This is a genomic window from Streptomyces sp. NPDC014991 (assembly GCF_043080665.1).
Taxonomy (GTDB): Bacteria; Actinomycetota; Actinomycetes; order Streptomycetales; family Streptomycetaceae; genus Streptomyces.
In genome coordinates, this window is sequence record NZ_JBIBVY010000013.1 from 60,636 (window position 1) to 76,229 (window position 15,594).

Genomic DNA, 15,594 nt, shown 5'->3' on the forward strand with positions numbered 1-15,594 from the left:
GAACCGCCCGACCGTCAGGCCAGCCGTACGACCGCCCGGGACATGCCCAGCACCTTCTGACCGCCGCTCATGGCGGTCAGGTCGACACGCACGGTGTTGTCGTCCAGCTTGGCCGCGATCTTGGCGCTGACCTCGATGAGGGCGCCCCGGTCGTCGTTCGGGACGACGACGGGCTTGGTGAAGCGGACGCCGTACTCCACGACCGCGCCGGGATCCCCGGTCCAGTCGGTGACCACCCGGATCGCTTCGGCCATGGTGAACATGCCGTGCGCGATGACGTCCGGCAGGCCCACCTCCTTGGCGAACTTCTCGTTCCAGTGGATCGGGTTGAAGTCCCCGGAGGCACCCGCGTACCGCACGAGCGTGGCGCGGGTCACGGGGAAGCTCTGCGCGGGCAGTTCGGTGCCGATCTCGACGTCGTCGTACGCGATCTTCGCCGTCATCGTGTCCTCAGGCCTCCTCGGCCGCGCGGGCCACCAGCTTGGTCCAGGCGGTCACGACGCGTTCGCCCGTCTCGTCGTGCACCTCACCGCGGACGTCCAGGATGTCGTTGCCCGCGAGGGACTTGATCGCCTCGATCGTGGAGGTGACCGTGAGCCGGTCGCCGGCGCGGACCGGGCGGGCGTAGGCGAACTTCTGGTCGCCGTGCACCACGCGGCTGTAGTCCAGTCCCAGCTGCGGGTCCTGGACGACCTGCCCGGCGGCCCGGAACGTGATGGAGAACACGAACGTGGGCGGGGCGATCACGTCGGGGTGACCCAGCGCCTTGGCGGCCTCGGGGTCCGTGTACACCGGGTTGGTCTCGCCCACCGCCTCGGCGAACTCGCGGATCTTCTCCCGGCCCACCTCGTAGGGCTCGGTGGGCGGGTACGTCCGTCCCACGAAGGACTGGTCGAGCGCCATGGCCCGCACCTCCTGATGTCTGCTGTGCTGGCCCCAAATTAGCCGGAAACCAGCCACGGTATGCGCAGGGGGCCAGGCGCGGGCGGGGCTGGACGCCGAGGTGGTGGAAAACGCCGTGAGGCCGCCCCCACGGAAGGGGACGGCCTCACGGACGAGCCTGTTTTATCGCGTTTCGCGATGCGCGGTGTGCGCATTGCAACGCGGGCAGTGCTTCTTCATCTCAAGACGATCCGGGTTGTTACGCCGGTTCTTCTTGGTGATGTAGTTCCGCTCCTTGCACTCCACGCAGGCCAGCGTGATCTTCGGGCGGACGTCGGTGGCAGCCACGTGAGTGCTCCTAAGACGAACGGATGGACTGGTTCAACGCAAGAAAGAGTAGCCGATCGAAGGACCGACCCCGCAATCGGCTACTGTCAGTAGCGGTGACCGGACTTGAACCGGTGACACAGCGATTATGAGCCGCTTGCTCTACCGACTGAGCTACACCGCTTTGATGAGATCAGCCCCCGCCTTGCGACGGGAACCTCTCACACCAGAGCCCCAAAACGGAATCGAACCGTTGACCTTCTCCTTACCATGGAGACGCTCTGCCGACTGAGCTATTGGGGCGAGCGATGAAGACATTACACGGTCCGCCGCCGTTCACCCAAATCCGTATCCCCCCGCCCACCGCGGCCCGCTTCCCCGGCCTCTCACCGGCCTCCTCGGCCTCAGGGGGGGGCGCTCGCCGGGCCGGGCACGGCGGGCGAGGGCCGTGGCGGGCGGGGCGGGAGGACCGGCACGCGCCGCGTGGGCGACGTCGCGGGTACGGACGCCTTCGTGTGCGCGTCAAGGCGCCTTCGTACGCCGGGGCGTCGTCGTGCGTCCGGGCGTCGTCGTGCGTCCGGGCGTCGTCGTGCGTGGCGCGGGCCACGCGGGTGGGCGACACCTGTACCACCTGGGGCGGACCACGCCGGTACGACTATTGCGCTCCTACCCGCCCCGCGCGGCTCGCCACCCTAGGCTCGACTCACTCTGCGTGATCTTGGGGCGTGCACGGCCCCGAGGTTTCCCACCCGGTCCGACCGAGCCCCCGGCCCCGACCCTGGAGCGCGATGCCCGACAGCCAGCCGCAGCCGCACCCGCCGTCGAACTCGCCGGGCTCATCCGGGCCGTCCGATCCGGGCGCCCTCCTGCTCAGCGGGGCCCGGCTCACCGACGGGCGGACCGTGGACGTACGGCTGGGCGGCGGGCGCATCGAGGCGGTGGGCACGACCGGCAGTCTCGCCCCGGGACCGGCCCGCACGGCCACCGCGCGCGTGGACCTGAGCGGCTACCTGCTCCTGCCGGCCCCGGCCGAGCCGCACGCCCACGGCGACACCGCCCTCACCGCCGAGCGCCCCGGCCCGGTGTCGTACGCGCCCGAGGACATCCAGCGCCGGGTGACGGAGGCGGCCCTGCTCCAGCTCGGGCACGGGGCGACGGCGGTGCGCGCGCACGTGCGCGTGGGCGACGTCCAGGGGCTCGGCGCGCTGGGCGCGGTCCTGCGGGCACGGCGGTCGCTGCGGGGGCTCGCGGAGCTGACGGCGGTGGCGATGCCGCGGCTGCTGACCGGAGTGGCCGGGGCCGACGGGCTGGCCGTGCTGCGGGACGCGGTGAAGATGGGCGCCTGTGTGGTGGGCGGTTGCCCGGACCTGGACCCGGACCCCACCGGCTACGTGGAGGCCGTCCTGGAGGTCGCTTCCGAACACGGCTGTCCCGTGGACCTGCACACGGACGCCGCCGATCCGGCCCGGCTGTCCCGGCTCGCGGCGATGGCGGGTGGCCTGCGCCCCGGCGTGGCGATCGGGCCCTGCGCCGGTCTCGCGCGCCTGCCCGTCGAGGTCGCCCGCCGGGTCGCCGACCAGCTCGCGGCGGCCGGTGTGACGGTGGTGTGCCTGCCCCAGGGCGGCTGCGGCAGCGCCGACCGGCGGGGCTCGGCTCCGGTACGGCTGCTGCGTGCGGCCGGGGTGCGGTTGGCGGCCGGCAGCGGCGCCCTGCGCGACGTCTCGAACCCCGTCGGCCGCGGTGATCCCCTGGAGGCCGCCTACCTCCTCGCCTCCGCCCACGGCCTGCGCCCGCAGGACGCCTACGACGCCGTGTGCGCCTCGGCCCGTACGGCCCTGGGCCTGCCCGAGGTCCGCGTGGAGGCGGGCTTCCCCGCCGAACTCCTCGCCGTACGCGGTGACCGTCTGGCCGGCGTCCTCTCCCTGGCCTACAGCCGGATCGTGGTGCACCGGGGCCGGGTGGTGGCCCGGACGAGCGCGGTGCGCGAGTACTGCGACTCGGCGGCGACGGCGGAGCTGGGGCTGCCGCGCCAGGGGCGCGGAGAGCCGTCCTGAGCGGCCACGCGCGCGTGCACCCCGCACGTCCCGCGCCCGCCGGTCCACTCGTGCGGCGGACGCGTCTTCTCGGGCGTACGGTCGGAATCATGCGCATTGTCATTGCTGGTGGTCATGGTCAGATCGCGTTGCGGCTGGAGCGCCTGCTCGCCGCGCGCGGAGAGCAGGTGGCGGGCATCATCCGCAAGGCCGAACAGGGCGACGATCTGCGGGCGGCCGGTGCCGAACCGGTCCTGCTGGACCTGGAGTCGGTCTCGGTGGAGGAGGTCGCGGCGCATCTCCAGGGGGCGGACGCGGCGGTCTTCGCGGCCGGCGCGGGCCCGGGCAGCGGTGTGACCCGCAAGGACACGGTGGACAGGGGCGCGGCGGTGCTGTTCGCGGACGCCGCCGTACGCGCGCGCGTACGCCGCTTCGTCGTGGTGTCCTCGATGGGCGCGGATCCGGCCCACCAGGGCGACGGGGTCTTCGACGCGTACCTGCGTGCGAAGGGCGAGGCCGACGCGTACGTCACCCGGCAGGAGTCGCTCGACTGGACGATCCTGCGCCCGGGTTCGCTGACGGACGACGCGGGCACCGGGCTGGTCCGGCTGGAGGCGCACACGGGTCGCGGCGCGGTCCCGCGGGACGACGTGGCGGCCGTTCTCGCGGAGCTGGTGGACACGCCGGCGACGACCGGGCTCACGCTGGAGCTGGTCAGCGGTTCCACGCCCGTGTCGGTCGCGGTGAAGTCGGTGGCCGGGAACTGAGAGCGGTCGCCGGCCGTTGCCGGTCCGTACCCGCTGAGCGGTGGCGAGTTGACGGGCCAACGAGTCGACGGGACGGCGGGCCGCGGCACGCATCCGCCGGGTCGTCCCGCCGCACGACGTCCCGTCAGAGTCGGCTCGCGTCAGAACAACGGCAGCTGCCCGGGAAAGTCCGGTAGGACGTACCCGTCCAACGACGGCTGGGCCGCCCCGAGTTGTGCCGGCCGCCGGGAGCCGGCACAGGAGACGAGGTCCGCGCTCTCCCGTGCCCCGGGCGGGTCGTGCCGCGCGAAGCGGCCCGCGACGACGGCGATCTCGCGGTGACACACGGGGCAGGTTCTGCGTCGGGAGGACATGCCCGCCAGTGTGCCCGGTACGGGCCGTCGGCGCGTCTGCGCCGGGGTCGGGGCGGGCCCCGGATGTGCCTGCCCGGCTCACGAAGGGTGACGGCGGCGTGGGGCAGGCCCGCGGGCCGTCACCTCATGTCCGGGTCTCCGCCTCCCACCGGTCGGGTCCCACTCCGCGCCAGTCGATCAGCGGTGAGTCGGCCACTTCCTCCGGTTCGATCTCCAGCCCAGCCCGGCGCAGGAACTCCACCAGGTCCCGCACGTTGTGTGCGAGGCCGAGGATCTCGCCGTCCACCCGGACCCGGCGACCGCCGGTCGGGGACGGCAGGTGCACGATGATCGGACGTTTCCCTGCCATGGCTCCAGCATCATCCGGACGGCTCGGGCCCGCACCCGGGCCGGTCATTCGAGAATCCCCAGCGTGGTGTCCGGCCGGCACAGCGGGCACGCGGGGACCCCTTCCTCGGTCAGGGCGCGTACCGCCTGCTCGCGGTCCACGCCTTTCGCCCGTCCCCCGGCGGCCGTACAGGCGCCGGCGTGGACGTACACCGCGCTGCGGCCGTTCAGGCCGCGCTCGACAGCCCACTCGGCGGCGGACTGCCGGGCGCTGAGCCGGCGCTGCCGTCCGGCCTCCCGGCGCTCCTCGTCCGCGATCCACCGATCCATCAGCGCAAGCTGCCGGGCAGCCTGGTGTTCGACGACACGGCGGGCGAAGCGCAGCATGTCGAGACGCGTCAGCGGACGGTCATCGTTCACACGTTCGATTCTAGTGGCGCCGGCACGGCACGCGACAGCGGGGCCCGGCTCGGGGCGGTCATGAGCCCGGCCGGACGGCCCGGACAGCACGACGACGAGGGCCCCGGGACCTGCGCTCGCGGGTCACGGGGCCGAGGACGGCAGGGCGGGTGGAGTTCGTACAACCTTCACCTAATCACGTGCGTCTAGTTGCAGACGGCATGTACCACGCCGCATGAACTCAGGAGCACCGTATGTCCAGCAGCGCGCTGATGACTTTCAAGAGCCACATCGAGGGCAAGAACGCCGACGTGGCCATCTATCACGACCGGGTCGAGTGGACCCGGGGCGGCATGAGCGCCAAGAAGCTCACGGCAGGCTTGCTGACCGGCGGCGCGTCGCTCCTGGCCACGGGGGTCCGCAGCTCCAAGGCGGGCAGCGAGATGATCCCGGTCAAGAGCATCTCCAGCGTAGTGACCAAGCGGGACGGCCTGCTGTACACCAAGGTCGTCGTGGTGGCTTCGGGTAACACGATCGACTTCCGAGTGCCGCACGACTCGGCTCCCGGCATCAAGGCACTGCTCACCGACCTGGTACTCGGGAAGATCCCCGCCCCGAACCAGGCCCCTCCTGCCGCTCGCCCTGTTCAGGCCGCGGCCCCCGCACCGCAGGCGAGCACGCCTGTCGAGCAGTTGCGACAGCTGGCGGAACTGCTCGACGCGGGCATCCTCTCGGAGGAGGAGTTCACGGCCAAGAAGGCGGAGATCCTCGCCCGCATGTGATGCGCGCCTCGCTCACCGCACGCGCCCGCGCCCGGGCTCCTGAGCCAGTACGTCGCGTTCTGGGGCTCACTGTGGAGGAGAAGTACTCCGCCCTCCACAGTGAGCCCGCCCGTCGCCATGGAGTGGAACGAGCCGGAGTGACAGCACGCTCCCCCGGGGTACACCTGGGGGACACGCGCTGATCGGTGCCGGGACACGGACGGTACGAAGTGAGACACGTCCGGCTGGTGGGAGAGGTCTTCCCCGGCGCGGCGGCGCCAGGAAGCGAACCTGGGAAGGCCGAGCCGGCAGATGGGCAGACCGCGCGGAGGACGACCGCCGAGCTGCGGTTCCCCAGCCGCCCGCGACGGTCACCCCACGCCTGCCCCACCGGAAGGTGACTGTGGTGGGCCGTCGCACCGGTCGACCAGGATCATCGCCACATCGTCGGCCAGGGCACCGCCGGTGTGACGGATCAACCCCTGGTGCAGTTGCTCCAGGAATCCCGGCGGGCTCAGGTTGACACCCATCCGCTCCACGGCCTCCGGCAGAGCGAAGAACGTGCCGTCGCGGTCGCGGGCCTCGATCACACCATCGGTGTACATCAACAGGCGGTCACCGGGGACGAACGCATAGCTCTCAGGCTTCCCGGGAAGGTCGGTGATGAGATCCTCGAGGCCGAGGGGCGGCGACGGCAGGCTCGGCATGAGTGGTGACGCCCTGCCCCGGTGCAGCAGCAGCGGTGGTGGGTGTCCACGGTTGACCAGCTGCACCACGGGTTCGTCCGGCACCTGTGCGATGAGAGCCGTGGTGAACCCTTCCAGCAGAACCTCCTGACCGTACGCACCCGGGACGGCGAGCTCCCGTCGCAGCGCAGCCGCGCAGCGGTTCATGACCTCCACCAGGTCGTCCTCGTAGTGAACGGCCTCCCGGAACGCGCCCAGTGCCACTGCGACGGCCCGCACCGCGGACAGCCCTTTGCCCCGGACGTCTCCGACGATCATCCGGACGCCGTACCGCGTCTGCACGGCCTCGTACAGATCACCGCCCACCCGTGCGCCCGTCCCAGCCACGAGGCACAAGCTGCCCGCCCGCAGTGGGCCCAGGTCCGGGGCCACGGGCCGCAGCACGACGTCCTGGGCCGCCACGGCGATGCGGCCGACCTGGTCGAGCTCTCTCTGCCTGCGCTCCTGCATGGCGCGGCTGGTGATGAACCCAGCCACGGAAACCAGGATCAGGGCCAGGAAGTTGCTGTAGACCTGCAGGGTGCCCCACGCCCCGTTGTGCGTCGCGGTGGTCACACTGATCGCCAACGCGAGGGCCGCCGCCGCGGTCGTGCCCTTGGGCCCCAACGTCACTGCGGCCAGCGCCGGCACCGCGGTGAGAAAGGGGCCGGTGTAGATGAAGTGCGCAGGCGTGAGCTCGATGACCAGTACGGCCAGGGCGATCAAGAAGGGCACGCACTGCATCAGCGTGAAGAGGACCCGGTTATGACCGCCCGCTCCCGGCACCGGGGGTGAGCGCAAGAGCGACCTCATGCACCAAGCCTGCCTCGCTGGATCCCACGGCTCCAACCCAGTCCGCCGCGGTCACCCGGTTCATCCTGCACCGGGGACTCCCGATGGCGGCCGGCCCAAGTGCTGGCTCCTCGTGCCGGCCATCATCGGTGGGGTCGCAGGACACGTGATCGCGGAGCCCGTCCGGCAGAGGCGCGGGCGCCGGTGCGCTGCCTGTCCTCATTCGGACATGGCCCAGGGGCCGCGGAATCAGCTTCGCAGAAGACCCGCGACCGCCCCTTTCGACCAGTGGCCCGCCGCGCCCGGGCAAGCCGCGACGTACGCAGCGACCGTTTCCACGTCCCACGCCTCCGCCGAGAGCAACCCGGCCGCCAGGTAGCGCACATAAGCGGCTGACGGGGGGTTCCATGGAACATCGTGCAGCTTCCAGGGGGCGGTGAAGGTCAGCAGGGGTCGCCCGTCCACTTGGCCGGCACATACCAATGTCTCGTAGCGCCCGTCACCCAAGACCGCCGCGCCCCGCGTCAGCACTTCGGTGAGGTCGATCCCTTCACCTGGCTCCCGGTACATCTCCTGGGCCGCGATATCCGAGAACTGCCCCGCCGTGACCAGATGCGCTCGCGCGAGAACCCGCCCTTCTGCCTTCGGGTCGTAGAAGGCTCTTCCGCCGCCCCATACCGGCGACTCGGTCGCGAAGTACATGGCGCCGCACAGTTCGACCGGGATCGAACGGGTGGGCATCCGTGGATCTCTGCACCCGGGACACACCTTCGCGGTTCCGGGTAGCCGGCCGCCCCGGATGTAGAACGCGAGACGATCCAGGTGCATGTTGGAGCCGTACGAGGCGTACCAGACGCACTCGGGGTGGAGATCGCCCGGCGGTGTCGGGTCGATGCTTCGTAGCGCGTTCACGGGTGGTGACTCCTGGAGAACGTCTTCACTCGGCGGATACGTCGTACCCGATGCGTGACGGTCTGTGCGCCGAACCCGGACAAGCGGCCGAGCTCTGGGCGCCGTGCGGGACCGAAGTCCGCGCGGTCGTCTCTTGCTGAAGCACCGGCCACGTAGGGCGGTCCGCCACGTTCCGGTCCCGCCCGAGTCGGTCCACTCGGCTGGAGCGACGCCGATGACGTACCGAAGATCCCGTCCACGCCCCGTCCACACGCATCGGATGGAACGTCCGAACGCTGGACAGCGTGAGACAGTCCTTCGCTCGCCAGGGGGAGCATGACGAAGGGCCCGTGACCTGCTGTGCAAGCAGGCCACGGGCCCTTCGTTCTCAGCGTGGCGGCGCCAGGATTCGAACCTGGGAAGGCTGAGCCGGCAGATTTACAGTCTGCGCACCTAGTGGCACGTGAGCAGCGTGTTTACGCGGGCACTACCCACCCGTCCCACATCGACCCCACAACGGGATCGCCTGGCGCACGGTCTTCCCCTCAGTGAGAGTCGCTGTGATCAAGAGGACCGCTACTTCCATGCGTGTCTTCGTTGGACGTGCTGTGGTTTGCGACCGATCGCTCTCGCTGGTTGGTCCATCGGCCCCTAAGGAGGGGAACTGATGCAGCGAGGACAGCAGCGGCTGTACTTACCGGTGCCGCAAGGTACGGGTAGATGCACGCTGCCGGGATTACTCCGAGCGCCAGCACGATGGGCACGTAGATCGTCAATCGTGTACGGCAGCCCTGTGTTCGCACGGCGCGACCGCGTAAGGTCATGACAACACCTTCTTCCTCGCATGCTTTGGGATGGGTGTGACGAGCGGCCTCCCGATGGCGCGGGGGGCCGCTCCCTGCTTGCTGCTAGTGCGATGCGAGTGCGTCCAGTCCTGTAGTCGCCGCATCGTCGGCATGGCCTTGGCGTCAACCATGCGATCACGAGCGTCGCACTCACGCCCCGAGTATGGAAGCGCGCCTTATTTCAGTGGCCAAGCCCCGTAGGGTGTGCAGGGCGTCCACCCCGTTTCCCGAGCAGGTCAGGATGCACATAGGGGGTGGTTGGGCCACGGGAAGCCCGGGTTTGGAAGGTTGGCCGGAAAGAGCCATCCAATCGGTGCATAACAGGTCGCGCCACCCGCCTTATATCGCAGGTTGGAACCGGTGCCGCGTGTCTGGCCGGCTTCTCGTCGTGATTCACTCGTTTTGACTGACAGGCATTCACTGGGCTCCTAATGGCCCCAAAGGGGCAGCCTGTCGTGGGCAGTCGCATTGGCCGCGCGGCACAACTGCCGTCACACCTGGAGCCTGTGAAGTGCGCCGCTGCCGGACCCCTTAGAGCCGCGCTGCGCGGCAGAGCCACTTTGGGTCCGCCCCGCGTGCCGACATATTCACACGACCAGCAGGCGGCAAAGCGGCAGCTTTACAGACCGCGCAGGAGACATCCTCCTAGCTGCTCTCCAGCCGCACGGTTGAATCTCTGCCCCACGCCTTCCTCAAATGAAGCCGATTCAAGGTGTGCCGGCAGCCCACCGCATCCCACTGCGAGCACAGCCGGTCGACCACCACAGGCTGACGTCCTCTACCGCATGGGTCAGTCCGCCACGGAAACTCGACGGATGGACTGGACGGCACCAGTGAGCGCTGTGATCGGCGGCCTAGTCGCCGTCGTCGCTACCTACCTCACAGACCGCAGGCGCTGGCGCCGCGAGGAACAGGCGCGGGTCAGAGATCGCCAAGAGGTTGCCTACGCGGCGTTCCTGACTGCCCTGTTCGGTGCACGGGAGCGAATCTTTGCCGCGAGCCGATGGCCGCGGAGCGCGTCCGCGCGCAGGAACATGGCAGCCATGGCGGTCCGCGAGCACGACGTCTACGCCTGCCGCTATCAAATGGAGCTGATAGCAAGCCATCTCGTGCGAGAAGCTACGCGAACCGCCCTCGCCGCCTTGCTCGACTACCGGAAGGAGGTCGCATCCGGAAGCCGCTGGGACACACCGGGATGCGAGGCTCGACGGGAGAGGTTCCGTGCCTGCCAGCAGAGCCTGTTAGAAGCTATGCGCGCTGACCTGGGTACTAGCAATTGGACGCAAGCGCCCTGACGCAGCGGCAGCTTTACAGTCCGCGCGACAGACGGCGTGTGGCCTGCACCTCTGGCCGCTTCAGGCTCGACTACCCCGACGATGCCCCACGGTTGGTTACACCCGGTGGTTCAGCGTCCAGCCGAGCTACCGTGGTCGCTGCTCGGCATCCGCGACTGCTACTCAGCAGTCCTTCGGGAGTTCGGGAATGGGCCACACCCTGAGCATCTGCAGTTTCGCAGTAGCGCGCTGCAGGCCGCCACAGGCGTACAGTCTCACCTCACGTTACTCCCTTAGCTGCCACGGCCCTAAAGAGCGCCGAGACTTGTTCCGGCGCAACAGGCTCCCGAATAGCCGTCCCCGCAGGTTCAGCCGGGTGAGGCGCGAAGATCATTGGTCCGGGGGAACCGGGGGGATCGTCTTGTGTAACAAGCAAGGTGGCGACGGGCGCTCGAACAATAACGGTCTCGTGAATCGATCGGGCTGGGATTTCATACATCTCACCAGCCGTCACGTATCGGCGACCGGTCTCCTGCAGGACCACTCTACCTTCGTGAGCGAACTCGTTCACTTTCCCATATGTTACGCGGATCGCGTCATGAGAGCCTTGCGGATCAGGAACTGCCCTGAATGCGATATCGGCCAGCTGACCAAGTAAAACCATACTGCTGAGGCGCCACATGTGATCGTGAACTAGCCCGAGTGCGTCACCGCTCGAAGTGGCCTCGGTCCAAACATGCACGCGCACCCTAGTGCCGCGCGGTAGCCCACCCGCAAGAGCGGTGAGTTCAGCGTGCACAAACCCCAGAGGGTGCTGGAAAGCAGTAAAGCTGTCCGATTCATCGGCGAGAAACCGTAGAAGCTCCGGACCATCAGGAAAATCCTGGTCACTCAGTGGAGCTGTGCGAAAAATATCAACGGCATGCCGGAGTGGGTTCATGTTAGCTGGACCTCCCCATAAAGGGCATGCTTGCGATCTTCTCAAAATCTAGATTCGAGCTGTCGGCCCACCCTGTCAGCAAAGAGTGACTTGGCTGGGCAGAGAGCCTGCTGGGTCGGACCCTAACAGCTTCCAAAGCTTCCCTTACGTGAGGCGCGCGAACATCTCTCCACTGCTGCGGAAACATGCCCTGACCCGACGGCAGTACGACAGCTGGGAGCGCCTTGCTTGCCTGATCCATCTCATCCCGAACCGAAGTGCAGTACCAACCGCCGGCCGGAGCGTAGATGGCCCGCTCCTGCATGTCGGGCACGGTGACGATAAGCCCCGCATCACTCAAGTCGTAGCGTAGCGGGCTGTAGCTGTGAAGGAATGACACTTCAGCCTTGATGCGAGTTCGCTCATTATACCAGGATACCGCGTAGAGAAGAGCAAGTAGCTCATCGCGCACATTCTCAGGACCTGTAGTTCCGGTCCGCTGTCCCGCACTTGCACGATAACTTGCATATCGACGACACAGATCCTCGTCGGCCGGATTCAAGATATGCATAGAATATGCAATATCTCGATTCGTAACGGTCGACAGAGAAGGAAGCGCGGTGCTTCGCTGCCAGCCGCCCAAGCCTCCACGAAAATGCCAAGAATGCGTTGAACTCAAAAGCCCATCAAAGCGGCCACCGATTTCCTCTTGTGGGATCTCAATGACATGAGCCCCCACTCCTCGGATTTCAATATCTCGCCTGATGATGCTTAGGTCAGTTACGACGCCATGCAGCACTTGTTTCTGCTCGACAGCATCCTTCCGGCTAGCCAGCAGAGTCATTAGGAATGCGCTCAGCACCACAATCGCCGCTCCGGACAGGAACTCCTGACTAAGGGAAATTACCTCGAACATGTCGAGCAGTGTGACTGCAACGACTGCCGCAACCGTAAGGTATGTAACAGCATCACCGGGAGACTCTTTTACCGCGTTGAGAATGTGCCTGAATCGAGAGGACGCCATGTTGAGATCATAGCCACCGCCCGGCAACACTGCTGATGAATCTGCATCGAAGCACCTTTAGGCCCTTGCCCGGGGTGCGGTTGTAACCGCAGTAGGTGAAGGTGCCGGTCTCGGTGTCCAGGTGATCCGGCTAGTCCACCGCTCCGCCGCTGGTATACAGCACTGCCAGGCGCCCCGTCCCCTTCACCGGGGACCCGGCATAGGGGAACCCTCCCTGGTTCCCGGTACCAGGCAGCAGCTTGCCGATGGGGTCATCACCGGAGTGCCCGAGGGTCCCACCGGCGTAGACAGCGTCGACCACCAAGTCAGCTTCACCAAGGTCCGCGAACGGGATGTCTAGTGGGGCTGAGCGAGATGTAGGGATCATGGGCTACGTCTACCGCGCATCCACGAGAAGCAGGGTCACGCCCTGCGCAACCAGCTCGCCAAATGGGCCGACACCGTCCGCGACCAGGTCGCCCAAACCTGGCCCGCCATGCCCGACGGAGTCACCGACCGGCCGGCCGACGTGTGGGAACCCCTGCTTGCCGTCGCGGACGCGACGCACGCCGTCCGAGCTGGACGCCCGCCGCGTCCGCCGGGCTCACCGCCGCGTGCTCAGCGCCCGCCGGGACCTGGCCACCGCGGTGAGGGTGGCCCACAGCGGGAAGCCGTGCCGGCTGCGCAGGTTCGGGCGGACCGAGCGCAGCAGCGGAGACCGTGGTCTACCGCGAGCAGAGCACCGGCCGCACCCGGGTGCTGAACGCGTTCACCACGTTCAAACGGGGCTGCCCGTTTCGGAGCTGCGCGCGAAGCAGGGCTCCGTCACCTGGTACGAACACAGCCGGGCCTACGTCGACCGCAAGTGGGCGCCGGCCCCGGCGAAGTCGCGGAAGAACTACGCCGATGCGCTTGCCACGATCACGCCCGCGCTCGTGCGGACGAAGTCGGGCATGCCCGATGCCGCCCTCATGCGGCGGGCGCTCTACGGGTGGGCGTACAACCGAAACCGGTGGGACGAGACCCCACCGGAGGATGTGGCCCGCGCTCTCGCCTGGATTGCCAAGAACTCCATGCCGGTGTCTGCGCTGGAAGATCCTGCGACCGTGCGCCTGGCCCTGGACGCCCTGTCGCTGCGCCTGGACGGAAAGGCTGCTTCCCCGCGCACCGCGAAGAGGAAGCGCGCGTGTCTGAGCGACGTTCTGGGCCTCGCCGTGGAGGAGAAGTACTTCGCCCTTCCAGTCAACCCGCTCACAGCTGTGAAATGGGCCGCGCCCAAGTCGGTGGAACAGGTCGACCCTGAGAGTGTCGCCAACCCCCGTCAGGTGCGTGCGCTGCTGGCCGGAGTCCGAGAGCAGGGGCCCCGCGGGCAGCACTTGGAGGCATTCTTCGGCTGCCTGTACTACGCGGCCATGCGGCCGGCTGAAGCCACTGGGCTGCGCGTGGCCCAGTGCCACCTCCCTGAATCCGGGTGGGGCATGCTCACCCTGCGGCAAGGTGTCGTCCGGGCAGGTCGGGGCTGGACGGATGACGGCACGGCGCACGAGCTGCGGCACCTCAAAGCCCGCGCTGAGAAGGATTCCCGACCGGTCCCCATCCCGCCGCATTTCGTCCGCATGCTGCGGCAGCACATCGCCGTGCACGGGACGGCTCCGGACGGCCGGCTGTTCCGGACCAACCGCAACGGCCTGCTCCAGGAGACGGGATATGGGGAGGTGTGGACGCGGGCCCGCCGGGACGTGCTGAGCGAAGCGGAGACGGTTTCACTGCTGGCCCGCCGCCCTTACGACCTGCGGCACGCCGGGGTGTCGTTCTGGCTCAGCTCGGGTGTGGACGCGATGGAGTGCGCGCGCCGCGCCGGTCACAGCATCGCGGTGCTGCACAAGGTGTACGCGAAGGTGCTGGACCAGACCCGGGAGCGTGCGAACAACCGGATCGATGCGGCTCTGCGGGAGTGGAACGAGCCGGAGTAATCGCCCGCTCCCCCGGGGGACACCTGGGGGACACGCGCTGATCCATGCCGGGATACGGGCGATATGAAGTGAGACACGTCCGCGTCTCGACCACGACGAATCGAACGGACGCCGGTAACGAGAAACCCCCTCTCACCTGCCGTTATGGCTGATGAGAGGGGGTCTTCCCCAATGTGGCGGCGCCAGGATTCGAACCTGGGAAGGCTGAGCCGGCAGATTTACAGTCTGCTCCCTTTGGCCGCTCGGGCACACCGCCGGGGTTGTGCTGCCGTTCGCACCCGCTTTCGGCGGTGCTCCCCGGCAACGACGTAAACAATACCCGATGCCCAGGGGTGCTTCGCCACCCGATTGATCGCCACGTCTCGGGCCACGGGGTGGCTAGGCTGGTGCGGATGCGGCCCGGTGCCCACCGGGCCCGGCGGCTGCCGCCGCGCACGCCGGTACGCATCCGATACGCACCCCGATACAAGGAGCCACAGGACATGGCCGACTCCAGTTTCGACATCGTCTCGAAGGTCGAGCGGCAGGAGGTCGACAACGCCCTCAACCAGGCCGCCAAGGAAATCTCGCAGCGCTACGACTTCAAGGGTGTGGGCGCCTCGATCTCGTGGTCGGGTGACAAGATCCTCATGGAGGCGAACTCCGAGGACCGGGTGAAGGCCGTCCTCGACGTCTTCCAGTCCAAGCTGGTCAAGCGCGGCATCTCCCTGAAGGCCCTGGAGGCGGGCGAGCCGCAGCTCTCCGGCAAGGAGTACAAGATCTTCGCGTCGATCGAGGAGGGCATCTCCCAGGACAACGCGAAGAAGGTGGCGAAGATCATCCGCGACGAGGGCCCGAAGGGCGTGAAGGCCCAGGTCCAGGGGGAGGAGCTGCGGGTCAGCTCCAAGAGCCGCGACGACCTCCAGACCGTGATCGCCCTCCTGAAGGGCAAGGACTTCGACTTCGCGCTCCAGTTCGTGAACTACCGGTAGGCGGACGCCGAAGAGGAAGGGCGGGCACCCGGTGGTGCCCGCCCTTCCGTGCTGTCGTGCCGTGCTCAGTCCCGCGAGTTGCCGAACAGCAGGCGGTAGACGATCAGCAGCACCAGGGAGCCGCCGATCGCCGCCACCCAGGTGGGGCCGTCGTAGAAGTGCTTGCTGATCGGGTGGTCGAGCCAGCGGGAGGAGATCCAGCCTCCGATGAAGGCGCCCGCGATGCCGATGAGGGTCGTACCGATGAAGCCGCCGGGGTCGCGGCCCGGCAGGAGGACCTTGGCGATGGCTCCGGCCAGCAGTCCGAGGATGATCCAACCGATGATGCCCATGCCGTGAACCTGCCCTTCCG

The 15,594-nt window shown here is 68.1% G+C and carries 15 protein-coding genes, 4 tRNA genes and 4 pseudogenes; 8 read left to right on the plus strand and 15 right to left on the minus strand.

The genetic code is table 11. The annotated features are described in order from the left end of the window. Positions 1 to 14 precede the first annotated feature (14 nt). The 5 genes from ACF1BE_RS21080 to ACF1BE_RS21100 form a co-directional block, all read right to left on the minus strand. Positions 15 to 443: a MaoC family dehydratase gene (locus ACF1BE_RS21080; RefSeq protein ID WP_392200542.1), complete on the minus strand. Its 429-nt coding sequence runs from the start codon at positions 441 to 443 to the stop codon at positions 15 to 17. Between the two features lie 7 nt (positions 444 to 450). Further along, positions 451 to 903 carry a MaoC family dehydratase N-terminal domain-containing protein gene (locus ACF1BE_RS21085; RefSeq protein WP_361991901.1) on the minus strand — a complete coding sequence of 151 codons (453 nt, stop codon included), beginning with the start codon at positions 901 to 903 and terminating at the stop codon, positions 451 to 453. Positions 904 to 1,065: 162 nt separating this feature from the next. Continuing rightward, positions 1,066 to 1,230 carry a 50S ribosomal protein L33 gene (rpmG, locus tag ACF1BE_RS21090; RefSeq protein ID WP_003948671.1) on the minus strand — a complete coding sequence of 55 codons (165 nt, stop codon included), beginning with the start codon at positions 1,228 to 1,230 and terminating at the stop codon, positions 1,066 to 1,068. Between the two features lie 90 nt (positions 1,231 to 1,320). Further along, a tRNA-Met gene (locus ACF1BE_RS21095) sits at positions 1,321 to 1,393 on the minus strand. A 46-nt stretch (positions 1,394 to 1,439) separates the two neighbouring features. Beyond that, positions 1,440 to 1,512: transfer RNA gene (locus tag ACF1BE_RS21100), tRNA-Thr, on the minus strand. 485 nt (positions 1,513 to 1,997) lie between these two features. Between ACF1BE_RS21100 and ACF1BE_RS21105 the strand changes: the two genes are divergently transcribed. Together ACF1BE_RS21105 and ACF1BE_RS21110 are read left to right on the plus strand one after the other, a co-directional pair. Further along, positions 1,998 to 3,263 carry an amidohydrolase family protein gene (locus ACF1BE_RS21105; RefSeq protein WP_392200543.1) on the plus strand — a complete coding sequence of 422 codons (1,266 nt, stop codon included), beginning with the start codon at positions 1,998 to 2,000 and terminating at the stop codon, positions 3,261 to 3,263. A gap of 89 nt (positions 3,264 to 3,352) precedes the next feature. Continuing rightward, positions 3,353 to 4,009, plus strand: a complete 657-nt coding sequence (locus ACF1BE_RS21110; RefSeq protein WP_392200544.1) for an NAD(P)H-binding protein — start codon at positions 3,353 to 3,355, stop codon at positions 4,007 to 4,009. Between the two features lie 140 nt (positions 4,010 to 4,149). Here ACF1BE_RS21110 and ACF1BE_RS21115 read toward each other — a convergent pair whose 3' ends face one another. The 3 genes from ACF1BE_RS21115 to ACF1BE_RS21125 form a co-directional block, all read right to left on the minus strand. Next, a complete protein-coding gene (locus ACF1BE_RS21115; RefSeq protein ID WP_392200545.1) occupies positions 4,150 to 4,362 on the minus strand; it encodes a hypothetical protein in 213 nt (70 codons plus the stop codon). A gap of 124 nt (positions 4,363 to 4,486) precedes the next feature. Beyond that, entirely contained in the window at positions 4,487 to 4,711 is a 225-nt protein-coding gene (locus ACF1BE_RS21120) for a hypothetical protein (protein ID WP_030641125.1), read from the minus strand. Positions 4,712 to 4,755: 44 nt separating this feature from the next. After that, entirely contained in the window at positions 4,756 to 5,109 is a 354-nt protein-coding gene (locus ACF1BE_RS21125) for a DUF6233 domain-containing protein (RefSeq protein ID WP_392200546.1), read from the minus strand. Between the two features lie 233 nt (positions 5,110 to 5,342). Here ACF1BE_RS21125 and ACF1BE_RS21130 point away from each other — a divergent pair, with 233 nt between their 5' ends. Then, complete coding sequence (locus ACF1BE_RS21130) at positions 5,343 to 5,870, plus strand: SHOCT domain-containing protein (RefSeq protein WP_392200547.1); 528 nt, start codon at positions 5,343 to 5,345, stop codon at positions 5,868 to 5,870. A 350-nt stretch (positions 5,871 to 6,220) separates the two neighbouring features. Here ACF1BE_RS21130 and ACF1BE_RS21135 read toward each other — a convergent pair whose 3' ends face one another. Next, positions 6,221 to 7,309 (minus strand): PP2C family protein-serine/threonine phosphatase, encoded by a 1,089-nt coding sequence (locus tag ACF1BE_RS21135; protein ID WP_392200676.1) that lies wholly within the window; start codon positions 7,307 to 7,309, stop codon positions 6,221 to 6,223. Positions 7,310 to 7,385: 76 nt separating this feature from the next. On the opposite strand from ACF1BE_RS21135, the pseudogene ACF1BE_RS21140 reads away from it, so the two are divergent. After that, positions 7,386 to 7,550, plus strand: a pseudogene (locus ACF1BE_RS21140) (DUF6313 family protein); the annotation flags it as partial. Between the two features lie 65 nt (positions 7,551 to 7,615). Here the strand turns inward: ACF1BE_RS21140 and ACF1BE_RS21145 are convergent. The 3 genes from ACF1BE_RS21145 to ACF1BE_RS21155 all read right to left on the minus strand — a co-directional run bounded on the left by ACF1BE_RS21145 (position 7,616) and on the right by ACF1BE_RS21155 (position 12,319). Next, positions 7,616 to 8,278 carry a histone deacetylase gene (locus ACF1BE_RS21145; protein WP_392200548.1) on the minus strand — a complete coding sequence of 221 codons (663 nt, stop codon included), beginning with the start codon at positions 8,276 to 8,278 and terminating at the stop codon, positions 7,616 to 7,618. Between the two features lie 373 nt (positions 8,279 to 8,651). Beyond that, a tRNA-OTHER gene (locus tag ACF1BE_RS21150) sits at positions 8,652 to 8,753 on the minus strand. Between the two features lie 2,564 nt (positions 8,754 to 11,317). Continuing rightward, positions 11,318 to 12,319, minus strand: a complete 1,002-nt coding sequence (locus ACF1BE_RS21155) for a hypothetical protein (RefSeq protein WP_392200549.1) — start codon at positions 12,317 to 12,319, stop codon at positions 11,318 to 11,320. 382 nt (positions 12,320 to 12,701) lie between these two features. Between ACF1BE_RS21155 and ACF1BE_RS21160 the strand changes: the two are divergent. Both ACF1BE_RS21160 and ACF1BE_RS21165 read left to right on the plus strand, forming a co-directional pair. Next, a pseudogene (locus ACF1BE_RS21160) lies at positions 12,702 to 12,860 on the plus strand (DUF3631 domain-containing protein); the annotation flags it as partial. Further along, positions 12,844 to 12,909 (plus strand): annotated as a pseudogene (locus ACF1BE_RS21165) (hypothetical protein); the annotation flags it as partial. The pseudogenes ACF1BE_RS21160 and ACF1BE_RS21165, both read left to right, overlap by 17 nt. 32 nt (positions 12,910 to 12,941) lie before the next feature. Here ACF1BE_RS21165 and ACF1BE_RS21170 read toward each other — a convergent pair. Beyond that, positions 12,942 to 13,010: pseudogene (locus ACF1BE_RS21170) on the minus strand (integral membrane plasmid transfer protein); the annotation flags it as partial. Between the two features lie 241 nt (positions 13,011 to 13,251). On the opposite strand from ACF1BE_RS21170, the gene ACF1BE_RS21175 reads away from it, so the two are divergent. Continuing rightward, on the plus strand, positions 13,252 to 14,271 hold the full coding sequence (locus ACF1BE_RS21175; protein ID WP_392200683.1) for a tyrosine-type recombinase/integrase: 1,020 nt from the start codon (positions 13,252 to 13,254) through the stop codon (positions 14,269 to 14,271). A 174-nt stretch (positions 14,272 to 14,445) separates the two neighbouring features. On the opposite strand, the gene ACF1BE_RS21180 is transcribed toward ACF1BE_RS21175, so the two are convergent. After that, a tRNA-Tyr gene (locus ACF1BE_RS21180) sits at positions 14,446 to 14,527 on the minus strand. Between the two features lie 226 nt (positions 14,528 to 14,753). Between ACF1BE_RS21180 and ACF1BE_RS21185 the strand changes: the two genes are divergently transcribed. Beyond that, positions 14,754 to 15,242 (plus strand): YajQ family cyclic di-GMP-binding protein, encoded by a 489-nt coding sequence (locus tag ACF1BE_RS21185; RefSeq protein WP_392200550.1) that lies wholly within the window; start codon positions 14,754 to 14,756, stop codon positions 15,240 to 15,242. A 65-nt stretch (positions 15,243 to 15,307) separates the two neighbouring features. Here ACF1BE_RS21185 and ACF1BE_RS21190 read toward each other — a convergent pair whose 3' ends face one another. After that, on the minus strand, positions 15,308 to 15,574 hold the full coding sequence (locus ACF1BE_RS21190) for a GlsB/YeaQ/YmgE family stress response membrane protein (RefSeq protein ID WP_392200551.1): 267 nt from the start codon (positions 15,572 to 15,574) through the stop codon (positions 15,308 to 15,310). Positions 15,575 to 15,594: the final 20 nt, after the last annotated feature.

Excerpts from the sequence above, each read along its gene's own strand:
- ACF1BE_RS21155 (WP_392200549.1), bottom strand. The coding sequence starts at position 12,319 with ATGGCGTCCTCTCGATTCAGGCACATTCTCAACGCGGTAAAAGAGTCT.
- ACF1BE_RS21130 (WP_392200547.1), top strand. The coding sequence starts at position 5,343 with ATGTCCAGCAGCGCGCTGATGACTTTCAAGAGCCACATCGAGGGCAAG.
- ACF1BE_RS21175 (WP_392200683.1), top strand. The coding sequence starts at position 13,252 with ATGCCCGATGCCGCCCTCATGCGGCGGGCGCTCTACGGGTGGGCGTAC.
- ACF1BE_RS21085 (WP_361991901.1), bottom strand. The coding sequence starts at position 903 with ATGGCGCTCGACCAGTCCTTCGTGGGACGGACGTACCCGCCCACCGAG.
- ACF1BE_RS21110 (WP_392200544.1), top strand. The coding sequence starts at position 3,353 with ATGCGCATTGTCATTGCTGGTGGTCATGGTCAGATCGCGTTGCGGCTG.
- ACF1BE_RS21115 (WP_392200545.1), bottom strand. The coding sequence starts at position 4,362 with ATGTCCTCCCGACGCAGAACCTGCCCCGTGTGTCACCGCGAGATCGCC.
- ACF1BE_RS21185 (WP_392200550.1), top strand. The coding sequence starts at position 14,754 with ATGGCCGACTCCAGTTTCGACATCGTCTCGAAGGTCGAGCGGCAGGAG.
- ACF1BE_RS21080 (WP_392200542.1), bottom strand. The coding sequence starts at position 443 with ATGACGGCGAAGATCGCGTACGACGACGTCGAGATCGGCACCGAACTG.
- ACF1BE_RS21105 (WP_392200543.1), top strand. The coding sequence starts at position 1,998 with ATGCCCGACAGCCAGCCGCAGCCGCACCCGCCGTCGAACTCGCCGGGC.
- ACF1BE_RS21120 (WP_030641125.1), bottom strand. The coding sequence starts at position 4,711 with ATGGCAGGGAAACGTCCGATCATCGTGCACCTGCCGTCCCCGACCGGC.
- ACF1BE_RS21190 (WP_392200551.1), bottom strand. The coding sequence starts at position 15,574 with ATGGGCATCATCGGTTGGATCATCCTCGGACTGCTGGCCGGAGCCATC.